8 protein-coding genes are annotated in these 16,091 nt (G+C 65.9%); 7 read left to right on the forward strand and 1 reads right to left on the reverse strand.

The annotated features are described in order from the left end of the window. The first annotated feature begins 158 nt into the window (after nt 1-158). The 6 genes from HY57_RS04470 (at nt 159) to HY57_RS04495 (ending at nt 12,635) form a co-directional block, all read left to right on the forward strand. Nucleotides 159-3,395 (forward strand): efflux RND transporter permease subunit, encoded by a 3,237-nt coding sequence (locus HY57_RS04470; protein WP_019464076.1) that lies wholly within the window; start codon nt 159-161, stop codon nt 3,393-3,395. A gap of 154 nt (nt 3,396-3,549) precedes the next feature. Next, a complete protein-coding gene (locus HY57_RS04475; protein WP_026033726.1) occupies nt 3,550-4,065 on the forward strand; it encodes a hypothetical protein in 516 nt (171 codons plus the stop codon). A gap of 332 nt (nt 4,066-4,397) precedes the next feature. Then, entirely contained in the window at nt 4,398-7,526 is a 3,129-nt protein-coding gene (locus HY57_RS04480; RefSeq protein ID WP_019464078.1) for an efflux RND transporter permease subunit, read from the forward strand. Nucleotides 7,527-7,838: 312 nt separating this feature from the next. Next, the gene (locus HY57_RS04485; RefSeq protein WP_019464079.1) at nt 7,839-10,067 is read left to right on the forward strand and encodes an NADP-dependent isocitrate dehydrogenase; all 2,229 of its coding nucleotides are present in this window, start codon (nt 7,839-7,841) and stop codon (nt 10,065-10,067) included. A gap of 199 nt (nt 10,068-10,266) precedes the next feature. After that, entirely contained in the window at nt 10,267-11,481 is a 1,215-nt protein-coding gene (chrA, locus tag HY57_RS04490) for a chromate efflux transporter (RefSeq protein ID WP_019464080.1), read from the forward strand. A 74-nt stretch (nt 11,482-11,555) separates the two neighbouring features. Next, nucleotides 11,556-12,635: a TraB/GumN family protein gene (locus tag HY57_RS04495; protein WP_019464081.1), complete on the forward strand. Its 1,080-nt coding sequence runs from the start codon at nt 11,556-11,558 to the stop codon at nt 12,633-12,635. A gap of 37 nt (nt 12,636-12,672) precedes the next feature. Here the strand turns inward: HY57_RS04495 and HY57_RS04500 are convergent, their stop codons facing one another. After that, nucleotides 12,673-13,617: an aldo/keto reductase gene (locus tag HY57_RS04500; RefSeq protein WP_019464082.1), complete on the reverse strand. Its 945-nt coding sequence runs from the start codon at nt 13,615-13,617 to the stop codon at nt 12,673-12,675. 114 nt (nt 13,618-13,731) lie between these two features. Here HY57_RS04500 and HY57_RS04505 point away from each other — a divergent pair, with 114 nt between their 5' ends. Beyond that, entirely contained in the window at nt 13,732-15,963 is a 2,232-nt protein-coding gene (locus HY57_RS04505) for a beta-glucosidase family protein (protein WP_019464083.1), read from the forward strand. Nucleotides 15,964-16,091: the final 128 nt, after the last annotated feature.

The raw sequence follows: 16,091 nt of genomic DNA on the forward strand, positions 1-16,091 counted from the left end.
AGGGATGTGACGGGGGCGCGACCAACGAGCCTTCCGTCACTCCGGTAGTCGCCGGGCGCGTCCACGGACGTGCCCGGGCTACCCATCCCCTGACCCTCTGGCAACGATACGGGGCGCTGCACGGACTGGCGCCCGTCACCTAACGCGACGGCATACCCATGGGCTTCTCCACTCTCTTCATCCGCCGACCGATCGCCACCTCGCTGCTGATGGTGGCGGTGCTGCTGCTCGGCATCCTCGGCTACCGCCAGCTGCCGGTATCGGCGCTGCCCGAGATCGACGCGCCCAGCCTGGTCGTGACCACGCAGTACCCGGGTGCCAGCGCCTCCACCATGGCCTCACTGGTCACCACGCCGCTGGAGCGCAACTTCGGCCAGATCTCCGGCCTGGCGATGATGACCTCCGACTCGTCGGCGGGCCTCTCGACCATCGTGCTGCAGTTCGCGATGGATCGCGACATCGACATCGCCGCGCAGGACGTGCAGGCCGCCATCAACCAGGCGCGCGGCACGCTGCCCAGCACGCTGCCGTATCCGCCGGTGTACAACCGCGTGAACCCGGCCGACGCGCCGATCATGACGCTCAAGCTCACCTCCGACAGCCTGCCGCTGCGCGATGTGAACAACTACGCCGATTCCATCCTGGCGCAGAAGCTTTCGCAGGTGCAGGGCGTGGGCCTGGTGTCCATCGCGGGCAACGTGCGCCCGGCCGTGCGCGTGCAGGTGAACCCGTCGCAGTTGGCCAACCTCGGCCTGACCATGGAGGACGTGCGCAGCGCGCTCACCGAGGCCAACGTCAACGCGCCCAAGGGCACGCTCAACGGCGCCACGCAGTCCTACAGCATCGGCACCAACGACCAGCTCGCCGACGCGGCCGAATACAAGAACACCATCATCGCGTACAAGAACAACGCGCCGGTGCGCCTGTCCGATGTGGCCAGCGTGGTGGACGGCGTGGAGAACGACCAGCTCGCCGCGTGGGCCAACGGCAAGCCCGCCGTGCTGCTCGACATCCGCCGCCAGCCGGGCGCGAACATCGTGCAGACGGTGGAGCAGATCCGCAACATCCTGCCGCAGCTGCGTGCGGTGTTGCCGGCGGACGTCCATCTGGACGTGTTCGCCGACCGCACCATCACCATCCGCGCCTCGGTGGAGGACGTGCAGTTCACCCTGATCCTCACCATCTGTCTGGTGGTGGCGGTGATCTTCGTGTTCCTGCGCCGCCTGTGGGCTACGGTGATCCCGTCCATCGCGGTGCCGTTGTCGCTGATGGGCACGTTCGGCGTGATGGCCTTCACCGGCATGTCGCTGGACAACCTCTCGCTGATGGCGCTGACCGTGGCCACCGGCTTCGTGGTGGACGATGCGATCGTGATGATCGAGAACATCGTGCGCTACATCGAGCAGGGCAAGGAGGGCAAGGAAGCGGCTGAAATCGGCGCGAAGGAAATCGGCTTCACCGTGCTGTCGCTGACCGTGTCGCTGATCGCCGTGTTCCTGCCGCTGCTGCTGATGCCCGGCGTCACCGGCCGCCTGTTCCACGAGTTTGCGTGGGTGCTCACCATTGCGGTGGCCATCTCCATGCTGGTGTCGTTGACGCTGACGCCGATGATGTGCGCCTACCTGCTGCGCCCCGACGCGCTGCCCGAAGGCGACGACGCGCACGAGCGCCACGCCGCTGCCGGCAAGAAGACCTGGTGGTCGCGCCTGGTCAACGTGTACGAAAGCTCGCTGGACTGGGTGCTCGGCCATCAGCGCTTCACCATGCTGATCGCCGGCACCACGGTGGTGGTGACGATCTTCCTCTACATCGTGATCCCCAAGGGCCTGCTGCCCGAGCAGGACACCGGCTTGATCACCGGCGTGGTGCAGGCCGACCAGAACGTCGCCTTCCCGCAGATGGAGCAGCGCACCAAGGCCGTGGCCGAAGCGTTGCGCCGCGACAAGGCAGTGACCGGCGTGGCCGCGTTCATCGGTGCCGGTTCCATCAACCCCACGCTCAACCAGGGCCAGCTCAGCATCGTGCTGAAGGATCGCGGCGACCGCGACGGCCTGGACGCCGTGGTGGCGCGCCTGCAGAAGGAAGCGGCGGATATCCCGGGTGTGGCGCTGTATCTCAAGCCCGTGCAGGACGTGACGTTGGACAGCCGCGTGTCGGCCACCGAGTACCAGTACTCGATGTCGGACGTGAATTCGGCCGAGCTGTCCGGCTATGCCACGCAGATGACCCAGGCCCTGCGTCAGCTCAAGGAGCTGGCCGACGTGGACAACAACCTCGCCGACCAGGGTTCCTCGCTCAAGCTCACCATCGACCGCGAGAAGGCCAGCCGCCTCGGCGTGCCCGTGCAGACCATCGACGACACGCTGTACGACTCCTTTGGCCAGCGCCAGATCTCGACCATCTTCACCCAGCTCAACCAGTACCGCGTGGTGCTGGAGGTGGCGCCGCAGTTCCGCACCAGCACTGCGCTGCTCAACCAGCTCACGGTGAAGAGCAACGGCAGCGGCGCGCTGACCGGCAGCAATGCCACCAGCTTCGGCCAGGTGGCATCGAGCAATTCGTCCACCAGCACCGGGCTTGGCGTGTCCAATACCGGCGTGATCATCGGCGCGGGCAGCACCATTCCGCTCGCCTCGCTGGCCACGGCGGAAGTCACCACGGCCCCGCTGGTGGTCAGCCACCAGCAGCAGCTGCCGGCGGTGACCATCTCGTTCAACCTCGCGCCGGGCTACTCGCTGTCCGAGGCCGTGGAAGCCATCCACGGCGTCGAGCAGCAGCTCAACTTCCCGCCCCAGGTGCGCGGCCAGTTCATCGGCAAGGCGGCGGAGTTCTCCACCTCGCTGACGAATGAAGTGCTGCTGCTGATCGCCTCCATCGTGGTGATCTACATCGTGCTGGGCGTGCTGTACGAAAGCTACATCCACCCGCTGACCATCATCTCCACGCTGCCGCCGGCCGGTGTCGGTGCCTTGCTGGCGCTGATCCTGTGCAACATGAGCCTGTCGGTGGACGGCATCGTGGGCATCGTGCTCTTGATCGGTATCGTGAAGAAGAACGCGATCATGATGATCGACTTCGCCATCGAGGCGCAGCGCGAAGGCATGAAGCCGCACGAGGCGATCCGCCGCGCGTGCCTGCTGCGTTTCCGCCCGATCATGATGACCACTGCGGCGGCCATGCTCGGTGCGCTGCCGCTGGCGCTGGGCAATGGCATCGGTGCGGAGTTGCGTCGTCCGCTCGGCGTGTCCATCGTCGGCGGCCTGCTGCTCTCGCAGCTGGTGACGCTGTACACCACGCCGGTGATCTACCTGTACATGGAACGCTTCTCCGACTGGCTGAAGGAACGCCGCGAGCGCCGCGCGCTTGAGCGGTCGCAGGCGCGGAGCATGGCGTGAAGGCATCGCGCCGATCCGGCATGACGCGGATCGGCGACGAAAGGCATGGGAGGGGCGCGGCCATTACGGCGCGCCCCTTTCGGCGTGACAGGGGTACATCATCACCGGAAGCCCCGGCCCCGCGCCGACTTCCCTGGGCCTGCACGAGGTAGCGATGGCAACGGCGAGAAAACCCCAGGTATGCGTGCTCGGCAGTGCGGAGCCGGGTTCGAAGGCCTATGAGCTGGCCGGGCAGGCCGGCGCTCTGCTGGCACGGTCGGGTGTGACGCTGGTGAGTGGTTGCGGCAGCCCGGCGACACGGCACGCCGCGCAGAGCGCCATCGACGCGGGCGGGCAGGTGCTCAGCATCATCCCCAGCGACGCGATGCCCGACGCCGACTGGCCGGCCACCGTGGTGGTGCCCTGTGGCATGGGCGACGCGCGCAACCTGTTGATGGCGCTGGCCGGCGATGCCTGCCTGGTGATCGGCGGTCGCGCCGGCACGATCTCCGAGGTGTGCCTGGCGTGGCTGCATCACCGGCCCTTGCTGCCGCTGACCGGCTGCGGTGGATGGTCGGATGGATTGCTGCAGAACCCGCCCGATGAGCGGGGTAATTCGCCGATCCTGCCCTGGGATTCGATGGATACGTTGCGGGTGCAACTGACATCGCTGGGGCTGGTGCGTGTTTAGACGTCTAAGGGCGACTAAGGGACACCTAAGCTCGACCTATATACCGTGAGCTCCATACCCCTCACCGTCATTCCCGCGGAAGCGGGAATCCAGTGCCTTTCATGCCCTCCACCTCCAGAGCAAAGTCACTGGATTCCCGCTTCCGCGGGAATGACGGTGAGGCTAGATCCCGCGCCACGGGCGAGCCAGAACACATCAACCAAATCCCCCGTCATGCGTTCTGCAGTCAATGTGCGGTATATACGTATCCTCGTGCGTGCGCCCTGACATGGTGTGTGCGGCTTCTTTGAACACCCCTGCGCCCGGCGCGCTGTTCCTGGTTTCCTGACGGCATGAACATTTCCGGCCCCTTCATCCGCCGCCCGATCGGCACTTCGCTGCTTGCCATGGGCGTCTTCGCGGTGGGCCTGATCTGCTATCTGCTGCTGGGCGTGGCCGCGCTGCCGAACATGCAGTTCCCGGTGATCTTCGTGCAGGCCCAGCAGGCCGGCGCCAGCGCGAGCACCATGGCCACCACCGTGGCCGCTCCGCTGGAACGCCACCTGGGCCAGGTGCCGGGCATCGACACCATGCGTTCGTCCAGTTCGCTGGGCAGCACGCAGGTATTCCTGATGTTCGAGGCCGGGCGCAACCTGGATTCGGCCGCGCGCGACGTGCAGGCCGCCATCAACGCGGCACAGTCGGACCTGCCCAGCGGCCTCAATGCGCCGCCGAGCTACCAGAAGGCCAACCCGAACGACGACCCGATCATCGCCTTCGCGCTGACCTCGGAAACGCAATCGGCGCGCGAGCTCTACGACGTGGCCGATTCGCTGCTCGCCCAGCACCTGCGTCAGCTCGACGGCGTTTCCGAAGTGGACATCCTCGGCGCGGCGACGCCGGCCATCCGCGTCGACGTGAACCTGCGCCAGCTCAGCGCGCTGGGCCTGTCCCCCGACCAGCTGCGCAATGCGCTGACCGCGGCCAACGTCACCTCGCCGCAGGGCTTCCTGTCCGACGGCAAAACCACCATGGCGGTGACGGCAAACGACTCGCTGCATACGGCAGACGACTTCGCCAGCCTGGTCATCGCCTCGCATGCGGGCGTGCCGGTGCGCCTGTCGGACGTGGCCAAGGTCTACGACGGCACGCAGGACGCCTACCAACGCGCCTGGTTCCAGGGCAAGCCGGCCGTGCTGATGTACGTGTACCGGCAATCCAACGCCAACATCATCGGCACCGTGGACCGCGTGAAGGCCGCCGTGCCGCTGCTGCGCAACTACCTGCAGCCCGGCACCACGCTGACGCCTTATTTCGACGGCACGCCGACCATCCGCGCCTCGCTGCACGAAGTGCAGGCGACGCTGCTGATCAGCTTGGTCATGGTCATGCTCACCATGGCGCTGTTCCTGCGCCGCCTCGCGCCTACCTTGATCGCCACCGCCGCCGTGCCGCTCTCGCTGGCTGGCGCGGCCATGGTGATGTACATCCTCGGCTTCACGCTCAACAACCTGACCTTGCTGGCGCTGGTGATCGCCATCGGCTTCGTGGTGGACGACGCCATCGTGGTGATCGAAAACGTCGTGCGCCACATCGACCAGGGCATGACGCGCATGGAAGCGGCGCTGGCGGGTGCCCGGGAGATCGGTTTCACCATCGTGTCGATCACCGCGTCGCTGGTGGCGGTGTTCATCCCCTTGTTGTTCATGAGCGGCATCACCGGCCTGTTCTTCAAGGAATTCACCATCACGCTGGTGGCGGCCATCATCGTTTCGGCGGTGGTCTCGCTGACGCTTACCACCTCGCTGTGCGGCCAGTTCCTGAGCAGCCACGAGCAGGACAAGCCGACCACGCGCGTGGGCATTGCGCTGGAGAACTTCCAGGCCGCCATGCTGGGCGTGTATTCGCGGTGTCTGAAGTTCTCGCTCAAGCACGCGCTGGCGTTCTCGCTGACGCCGCTGGTGCTGATCGTCATCACCATCTTCCTGTTCGGCCAGGTGAAGACCGGCCTGTTCCCGCCGCAGGACACGGGCTTGATCCGCGGTCGCGCGACGTCCGGCGCCACCGTATCGTTCCAGGATGCGGTGGCGCGCCAGCAGCGCCTGATCGACATGCTGCTGAAGGACCACGACGTGATACGCGTCGGCTCGCGCCTGGGCACCAGCCGCCAGGGTTCGTCGGGCACCTTCGACATCGAACTGAAGACGCACGCGCAGGGCCGCAAGGACGACACGTTTACCGTGCTAGCGCGGCTGGCTGCCAAGGCCGCGCGCTATCCCGACCTCAACGTGCGCCTGCGCCCGATCCAGGACCTGCCCAGCTTCGGCGGTGGCGGCGGTACCAGCCAGGGCGCGCAGTACCAGGTGTCGCTGCAGGGTGACAATCCGGACGAACTCACCACCTGGCTGCCCAAGCTGGTGGCCGAGCTGAAGAAGAACCCCAAGCTCAAGGACGTGGGCAGCGACGTCGATGACGCCGGCCTGCAGCAGAACATCGTGATCGACCGCGACAAGGCCGCGCGCCTCAACGTCGGCATCGGCACCATCGACGGCGCGCTGTACAACGCCTTCGGCCAGCGCCAGATCAGCACCATCTATTCCGACCTCAACCAGTACAAGGTGGTGGTCAACGCCCTGCCCAACCAGACCGCCACGCCCGCGGCGATCGACCAGGTCTACGTGGCGAGCAGCAAAGGCAAGATGGTGCCGCTCACCGCCTTCGCACACCAGGAAGCTGGGCTGGCGCCCACGCAGATCTCGCACGAAAACCAGTACACCGTGATGAGCATGAGCTTCAACCTCGCACCCGGCGTGAGCATGGGCGAGGCCTTGCAGATCATCCAGCAGACCGGTTCGCAGATGCGCCTGCCGGGCGACATCCGCATCAACATCGGCGGTGATTTCCGCCGCTTCCAGCAATCGCAGAGCGGCATGCTGTGGTTGTTGCTGGGTGCCGTGGTGGTGGTCTACATCGTGCTGGGCATGCTGTATGAAAGCCTGATTCATCCGGTGACCATTCTTTCCACCTTGCCGGCCGCCGGTGTCGGCGCGCTGATGGCCTTGTGGCTCACCGGTACGGAGCTGTCGGTGATCGCGCAGATCGCGTTGGTGCTGCTCATCGGCATCGTGAAGAAGAACGCGATCATGATGATCGACTTCGCCCTCGTGCAGCGGCGCGAACATGGCCTGGGTGCGGCCGAGGCCGCCTACGAGGCAAGCATGGTGCGCTTCCGTCCCATCATGATGACGACGATGGTGGCGATCCTTGCCGCCGTGCCCATTGCCGTGGGCCTGGGCGAAGGATCGGACCTGCGGCGCCCGCTGGGTATCGCGCTGATCGGCGGCCTGCTCATCTCGCAGACCTTGACCCTGCTGAGCACGCCGGCGCTGTATGTGATCTTCTCCTGCCTGGCCGATCGTTTCGCCGCCTGGCGTGCCCGGTTCCGCCAGCCCCGGCGCCTGCCGGCCAGCGAGAACGCCTGAATCTCGCGACAGCCCTGTGGGAGCGCACCCTGTGCGCGACGGCGGCACATCGGCGGCATCGCTCCGTTGGCTTGTCGCCCACAGGGTGGGCTCCCACAGGGGTTCGCGGTGTCCTTGCGACGCCCGGTGATTTCCCTTTTCATTCCATACCCTTGCGCACAGTCCAGCCCCGCGCTTTCCCCCTATCCGTGAAACCGCGACAATGAGGGGCTTTCGTCCGCCCGTTTCGTCCCCATGTCGAACGGCTCCGGGCGTCTGGCGCATCGCGCCACCCCTTTTGTAATGCCGCAGCCAGCGAGGTCATAGCAGACAATGTCGAACACGCCGAAGATCATCTACACGCTCACGGACGAAGCGCCCTACCTCGCCACGCATTCGCTGCTGCCCATCATCAAAGCCTTCACCGGCACCGCTGGCATCACGGTCGAAACGCGCGACATCTCGCTGGCCGGCCGCATCATCGCCCAGTTCCCGGACATCCTCCCGGACAACCAGAAGATCGCCGACGACCTGACCGAACTTGGCCAGCTGGCGACCACGCCGGACGCGAACATCATCAAGCTCCCCAATATCAGCGCCTCGATGCCGCAGCTGAAGGCCGCGATCAAGGAGCTGCAGAGCCAGGGCTACGCGCTGCCGGATTACCCGGAAGACCCGAAGGACGTCAGCGAGTGGAACGTCAAGGCGCGCTACGACAAGGTCAAGGGCAGCGCCGTGAACCCGGTGCTGCGCGAAGGCAACTCCGACCGCCGCGCACCGCTTTCGGTGAAGAACTACGCGCGCAAGCACCCGCACAAGATGGGTGCGTGGAGCAAGGATTCGAAGACCCATGTGGCCCACATGGAGAGCGGTGACTTCTACGGCAGCGAGAAGTCCACCGTGGTCGACAAGGCCACCAGCGTGAAGATCGAGTGGTTCGGCAAGGACGGCACCAGCAAGGTGCTGAAGGAAAAGACCGCGCTGAAGGACGGCGAGATCATCGACGCCGCCGTGATGAGCAAGAAGGCGCTGACCAGCTTCATCGACGCGCAGATCGCCGAGGCCAAGCAGCAGGGCATCCTGTTCTCGCTGCACCTGAAGGCCACCATGATGAAGGTCTCCGACCCCATCATGTTCGGCTTCGTCGTCACCGAGTTCTACAAGGACGTGCTGGCCAAGCACGCCGACGCGCTCAAGAGCGTGGGCTTCGAGCCGAACAACGGCATCGGTGATCTCTATGCGCGCCTCGGCCAGCTGCCGCAGGCCACGCAGGACGCGATCCTCGCCGACATCGCCGCCGAGTACGCCAAGCGTCCGGCGCTGGCCATGGTGAACTCCGACAAGGGCATCACCAACCTGCACGTGCCGAGCGACGTCATCATCGACGCCTCGATGCCGGCGATGATCCGCGACTCCGGCAAGATGTGGAACACCGAAGGCAAGCTGCAGGACACCAAGGCGGTGATCCCCGATCGCAGCTACGCCGGCGTCTATCAGGTGGTGATTGAAGACTGCAAGGCGCATGGTGCGTTCGATCCGTCCACCATGGGCAGCGTGCCCAACGTCGGCCTGATGGCGCAGGCGGCCGAGGAATACGGCTCGCATGACAAGACCTTCCAGATCGCCGGCGACGGCGTGGTCAAGGTCATTGACGAATCCGGCAAGGTGCTGCTGGAGCAGCCGGTGGAAGCCGGCGACATCTGGCGCATGTGCCAGACCAAGGACGCGCCGATCCAGGACTGGGTGAAGCTCGCTGTCACGCGCGCACGTCTCAGCAACACGCCGGCCGTGTTCTGGCTGGACAGCAAGCGCGGCCATGACGCGCAGGTGATCAAGAAGGTCGAGCGTTACCTGAAGGACCACGACTTGTCGGGCCTGGACATTCGCGTGCTGTCGCCGGAAGAAGCGACGAAGTTCTCGCTGGAACGTATCCGCAAGGGCCAGGACACCATCTCGGTGACCGGCAACGTGCTGCGCGACTACCTCACCGACCTGTTCCCGATCATGGAGCTGGGCACCAGCGCCAAGATGCTCTCCATCGTGCCGCTGATGGCCGGTGGCGGCCTGTTCGAGACGGGCGCGGGCGGCTCCGCCCCGAAGCACGTGCAGCAGTTCCTGGAAGAGGACTACCTGCGTTGGGATTCGCTGGGTGAATTCCTCGCCATCGCCGCCTCGCTGGAACACCTGGCCAACCGCTACGACAACGCCGATGCCCGCGTGCTGGCCAAGACGCTGGACGAAGCAAACGGCAAGATCCTCGACAACAACAAGTCGCCGGCGCGCAAGGTGGGTGAGCTCGACAACCGTGGCAGCCATTTCTACCTCGCCATGTACTGGGCGCAGGCGCTGGCCGCGCAGAACGACGACGCCAAGCTCAAGGCCAAGTTCGAACCCATCGCCAAGGTGCTGACCGAGAACGAGGCCAAGATCGTCGGCGAGCTCAATGGTGCGCAGGGCAAGGCGGTGGACATCAAGGGCTACTACCACGCGAACGTCGGGCTGATTAATCAGGCCATGCGTCCGAGCAAGACCTTCAACGACGCGCTGGCGACGCTGGGCTGATCGTTGCTTCATCGCTGTAGGGAAAGAAGGCCGCGCAAGCGGCCTTCTTTCGTTTGAGCGCCGGCTCGCCGGTTTGTTTGTGGGAGCGCACCCTGTGCGCGACAAGCCAACGAAGCGAAGATGCGGTACGCCGCCGTCGCGCACAGGGTGCGCTCCCACAGAAAGGCGCCCGCAACGACCTTGCGTTAGGCTGCCCCGCATGAGCGTTTCGCCATCCGACGACGCACCACCGACCGGCCACGCCGGCGAGGTCTTCCTCGCCTTCCTCTCGCTCGGCCTGCGCTCCTTCGGCGGCCCTATTGCACACCTCGGCTACTTCCGCCGAACCTTCGTCGAACAACGTCGCTGGCTGGACGACGCACGTTATTCGCAGCTGCTTGCCATCTGCCAGTTCCTGCCCGGGCCGGCGAGCAGCCAGCTCGGTTTTGCCATCGGCCTGCTGCGGGCCGGCTGGCGTGGCGCCATCGCTGCGTTCATTGGATTCACCTTGCCTTCCGCGCTACTCATGTTCGCCTTCGCGTGGTGGGCGCCGTATCTGCATGGCGTATGGGGCCAGTCTCTGTTGCATGGACTCAAGCTGGTGGCGGTGGTGGTCGTCGCGCAGGCGGTCTACAGCATGTGGCGTTCACTCGCGCCGGACTGGCCGCGGCGCGCACTGGCTGTCGCCGCTGCCGTCGTGTTGCTGTGGTGGCCCGGAAGCTGGGTGCAGCTGGCGGTCATCGTTGCGGCGGCGCTGCTTGCGCCATGGCTGTGCCGTCATGTCCGTGTAGCGGGTGATACCGCACCCAGGCCGGGCTATGGGGCGCGTACGGGCACGGTTCTTCTTGCCATCTATGCGTCGCTGTTGCTGCTGGCCTTTGCCATCGGCACGCATGGCGATCGGCTGATGCAGACCGGGGCGGTGTTTTATCGCACTGGCGCGCTGGTGTTCGGCGGTGGCCACGTCGTACTGCCATGGCTGAAGCAGGCGTTGGTCGAGCCGGGCCTCATCAACGAAAACACGTTTCTTGCAGGCTACGGTGCGGCACAGGCCATGCCCGGACCGATGTTTTCCCTGGCGGCCTATCTGGGCGAGCACATGGCGGGCCCCCATGGCGGCGCGGGTGCGTTGGTGGCGCTGGTCGGGATCTTCCTGCCGGGTTTCCTGTTGCTCAGCGGCGTGCTGCCGTTCTGGCAGCGCCTGTCCGGGCGTGCCGGTGCTGCGCGAGTCATGGCGGCGATCAACGCGGTGGTGGTCGGCTTGCTGGCGGCAGCGTTCTACAATCCGGTGTGGACCGGCACGGTGCGGGATGTTTCGGACATCCTCATCGCCGCGTGCGGGTTCGTGATGCTCGCCGTCGCGCGACAGCCCGCCTGGGCGGCGGTGCTGTGGTGCGTGGTGGCGAGCGGTGCAGGCACCTGGCTGGCTCACTGAATGGGTGGCACGGGGTCGTGGAACCGGACCCCGCCTCGGCGGTCTCAATACGCCTCAGCAAGGAACTTGAAGCGATGACTGTGAAGGTAACCAACCGTCTGGCGCGTCCGTTGTCGTTGGTCCTTGCGACCGGCTTGCTGGCGACGGCCGGCCTGTCGCTTGCGCAGAACGCGCCGGCGCCGGCAAGCACCGCACCGGGCCAGGTGCAGAACCTGGAGGCGGTGTCGGTCAGCGGCGTGCAGCCGGGCCCGGGTCTTTGGCGGGTAAGCAAGGGCGACCATGTCATGTGGGTGCTCGGCACGCTGTCGCCGCTGCCCGATCGCATCCAGTGGAAGACCGATGAAGTCGAGCAGACCATCGCCGATTCACAGGAAGTGCTGGGACCGCCTTCCGTCGCGCTCAAGGCCAAGGCAGGCTTCTTCGGCAAGCTGTTCCTGCTGCCTTCGCTGATCGGCGCACGCAAGAACCCCGACGGTCAGACCCTGCAGCAGATGGTGCCCGCGCCCGACTACGCGCGCTGGCTGGTGCTGAAGCAGCAATACATCGGCAGTGATCGCGGCATCGAAAGCTGGCGGCCGATCTTCGCTGCGGTGGAGTTGTACGACAAGGCGATCAAGCGCTACGGCCTTACCTCGTCCGGCGGCGTGAAGGACACGGTGCGCGAGCTGGCCAAGAAGCACAACGTCAACATCAACAGCGTGCGTTACACCATGGTGGTGGAGGAGCCGCGCAGCGCGGTGAAAACCTTCAAGTCCTCTCCCATGGACGACCGTGAGTGCTTTGGCCGCACGCTCGACACGGTGGAGCGCGACATGGGCCGCATCACCGAACGCGCGAACGCCTGGGCCACCGGCGACATCGACCTGCTGCGCAGCCTGCCGATGAATGACCAGCGCGAAGCCTGCCTGTCCGCCGTGACCGAAGCTGGCTTCGCCAAGCAGCTGGGTTTCAGCGATGTGAAGCAGAAGTCCGAGGCGATGTGGATCACCGAAGCCGAAAGGGCGCTCAATGCCAACAAGCAGACTTTCGCCATGCTGCCGATGCAGGATGTGCTGTCGCCGAAGGGGTTGCTCGCTCGCTTGAAGGCGCAGGGATATCAGGTGGAGGCGCCGGATGGCAGTGATGCCGAGGGGCAGGCCACGACGCAACCGTGATGGCGCGCCCGTGCCAGGGCGCGCCAAACGCGGGTGATCAGGCGCTGGCCTTGTCCAGTGCCGCGATCTCTTCCTTGCTCAACCGCAACTCCACGCCCTTCAGCAGCTCGTCGAGCTGCGGCACGCTGGTGGCGCTGGCGATCGGCGCGGTGATGCTGGGCCGGGCGATCAGCCAGGCCAGCGCGACTTGTGCTGGCGTCGCGCCGTGGGCCGCGGCCACCTTATCCAGCGCGGCGAGCACGCCCAGGCCGTGCGGGTTGAGGTACTTCTGCACCGTGCCGCCACGCGCGGCGCTCTTGGCGAAGTCCGCCTCGCTGCGGTACTTGCCGCTGAGAAATCCGCTGGCGAGTGCGTAGTAGTTGATGACGCCCACGTTCTCGGCGATGACCAGCGGCTCGAGTTCCTTCTCGTAGGCCTTGCGGTTGACCAGGTTGTATTCCGGCTGCAGTGTTTCGTAGCGGGGCAGGTGGTACTCGGCCGATATCTTCAGTGCTTCGCCGAAACGATCGGCGCCATAGTTGGACGCACCGATCACGCGTACCTTGCCCTGCTCGATCAGCTTGCCGAACGCGCCGAGCGTTTCATGCAGCGGCACGGTCGCATCGTCTTCATGTGCTTGGTAAAGGTCGATGTAATCGGTCTGCAGGCGCTTGAGCGAACCGTCGACCGCCTGGTTGATGTTCATCGGCGACAGGCCCGGATGCTCCGCCCACTTCGCCACCTTGGTGGCGATCAGCACCTTGTCGCGCTTGCCGCTGCGCTTGAGCCATTTGCCGATGATGGTTTCCGATTCGCCACCGCGATTGCCCGGCACCCAGGCGGAGTAGACGTCGGCCGTGTCGATCAGGTTGAAGCCGGCATCAACGAACGCATCGAGCAGGTCGAATGAGTGCTGCTCGTCCGCGCTCCAGCCAAAGACGTTGCCACCGAAGGCGAGCGGCGCGACGGAAAGGGAGGATCGACCCAGGGGACGCAGTTGCATGGATGTACTCCGTGTTCGATGTGGTGGGTTGGTGCATACTCGGGGACCCGAGCGAGTATACGCGCCGCCCGTGTGAGGCCTGTGCGTAGTCGCGCCGACACTGGAGGAAGGCGGATGAAGAGCAAGGCAGCAGCACTGCGATACGCGGTTTTGGCTGGCGCGGTTCTGGCGGGGCTGGCCGTGACGGGTTTGTGCACGGCTGCTGGCAGCGTCTCGGCGCAAGCACCCGCCCGGCCCTGGAACGACACCACGCTTTCGCCCGATGCGCGCGCCAAGCTCCTGCTGGCGCAGCTCACCCAGGACGAGAAGTTCCAGCTCATCCACAGCTACTACGCCGGCCCGGACCGACCGGCCGACAAGCCGTTCCCCAAGGGCGCCATCGCATCGGCGGGCTATGTCGCTCCCATCGAGCGTCTGGGTATTCCCGCCCTTGAAGAAAGCGATGCGGGCCTGGGCGTGGCCAGCTCCGACCGCATGCGCCCCGGCGATCACGCGACACCGCTGCCGGCGGGGCCGGTAACGGCCGCCAGCTGGGATCCCAAGGTCGCCTATCGCGGTGGCGCCATGATCGGCAGCGAGGCGCACAGCAAGGGTTTCAACGTACTGCTCGCCGGTGGCATCAACCTGATGCGCGAGCCGCGCAACGGGCGCAACTTCGAGTACGCGGGAGAGGATCCATTGCTGGCCGGCACCATCGTGGGCGAGGCCATCAAGGGCATCCAGGATCAGCACGTCATCTCCACCATCAAGCACTTCGCTTTGAACGACCAGGAGACGGCGCGCAACACCATCAACGTGCAGATCGGCGAGCAGGCGATGCGCGAGTCGGACTTGCTGGCGTTCGAGCTGGCCCTCGAGCGCGGCAAGCCTGGGTCGGTGATGTGCTCGTATAACAAGGTCAACGGCGACTGGGCGTGCGAGAACGACTACCTGATGAATCAGGTGCTCAAGCGCGACTGGAAATACCCGGGCTTCGTGATGTCCGATTGGGGCGGCGCCCACAGCGCGGCCAAGGCGGTGAATGCGGGGCTCGACCAGGAATCGGCCGGCGAGGTGTTCGACAAGGAGCTCTACTTCGACGCGCCGTTGCGCGCGGCGCTGGCCAAGGGCGAGGTGAAGCAGGCGCGCATCGACGACATGGTGCAACGCATCCTGCGCAGCATGTTCGCGGCGGGCGTGTTCCAGTATCCCGCGGGCAAGGCGCCGGTCGATCCGCAGGCCAACCTGAAGGTGGCGCGCGAGACGCTGGAATCCGGCGCGGTGCTGTTGCGCAACGAGCACGACACGCTGCCGCTGGATCTGGGCAAGCTGCAATCCATCGCCGTGATCGGCGCGCATGCCGACAAGGGCGTGCTGGCCGGCGGCGGTTCGTCACTGGTGGCGGCCATGGGCGGCAACGCCGTACCGGGCTTGGCACCCACGACGTGGCCGGGTCCGGTGCTGTATCACCCGTACGCGCCGCTGAAGGCGCTGCGCGATGCGGCGCCCAAGGCCAACGTGCAATTCGCCGAAGGCAACGACGTGGCGGCGGCCGCTGCACTGGCGGCCAAGTCACAGGTGGCGGTGGTGTTCGTGCAGAAGTGGCAGACCGAATCGCTGGACTCGCCTGACCTGTCGCTGCCCGACAACCAGGACGCGCTGGTCGCGGCCGTGGCCAAGGCCAATCCACGCACCGTCGTGGTGCTGGAGAACGGCGGCCCCGTGGCCATGCCGTGGCTCGATCAGGTCGGCGCGGTGCTGGAAACCTGGTACCCCGGTGGTGATGGCGGCAAGGGCATCGCGAACCTGCTTTCGGGCAAGGTGAACCCCTCCGGCCGACTGCCGCTGAGCTGGCCGGCCGACCTCGCGCAGTTGCCGCGCAAGGATCTCCCCGGCGCCGCGGGTGGTACGCCGCCCGACAGCGTCGACTACGCCATCGAAGGCGCCAACGTGGGTTACCGCTGGTATCAGTCGAAGGGCATCAAGCCGCTCTTCCCGTTCGGCTACGGCCTGTCGTACACGCAGTTCCAGCACGGCGCGCTGAAGGTCGATGCACACGGTGCGCAGTTGCAGGCCACGGTGGAGGTGACCAACACCGGCTCGCGTGCCGGTGCGGACGTGGCGCAGGTATACGTGCGTGTGCCGGGCGCTGCGTCGGCACGCCTGGCGGGCTACGCCAAGGTGTTCCTCAAGCCCGGTGAACACCGCACGCTGAGCATCCCGCTCGAACCCCGCCTGCTGGCCGACTTCGACGTCGCCAGGCATGGCTGGGTGATCAAGGGTGGGCAGTACAGCCTTGCCGAGGGGCGTTCGTCAGACGACCTGGCCGCCCCGGTCAACGTGCAGCTTCCCGCCACCGCGCTTTAAGAACCGGTTCAACATCTCGCGGAACACCCATTTCCCTCACCGTCATTCCCGCGAAAGCGGGAATCCAGTGTCTTTTCGCAGCCCATAAAGTCGCTGGATCCCCGCTTTCGCGGGGATGACGAGCAAAA

This window comes from Dyella japonica A8 (genome assembly GCF_000725385.1).
Taxonomy (GTDB): Bacteria; Pseudomonadota; Gammaproteobacteria; order Xanthomonadales; family Rhodanobacteraceae; genus Dyella; species Dyella japonica_C.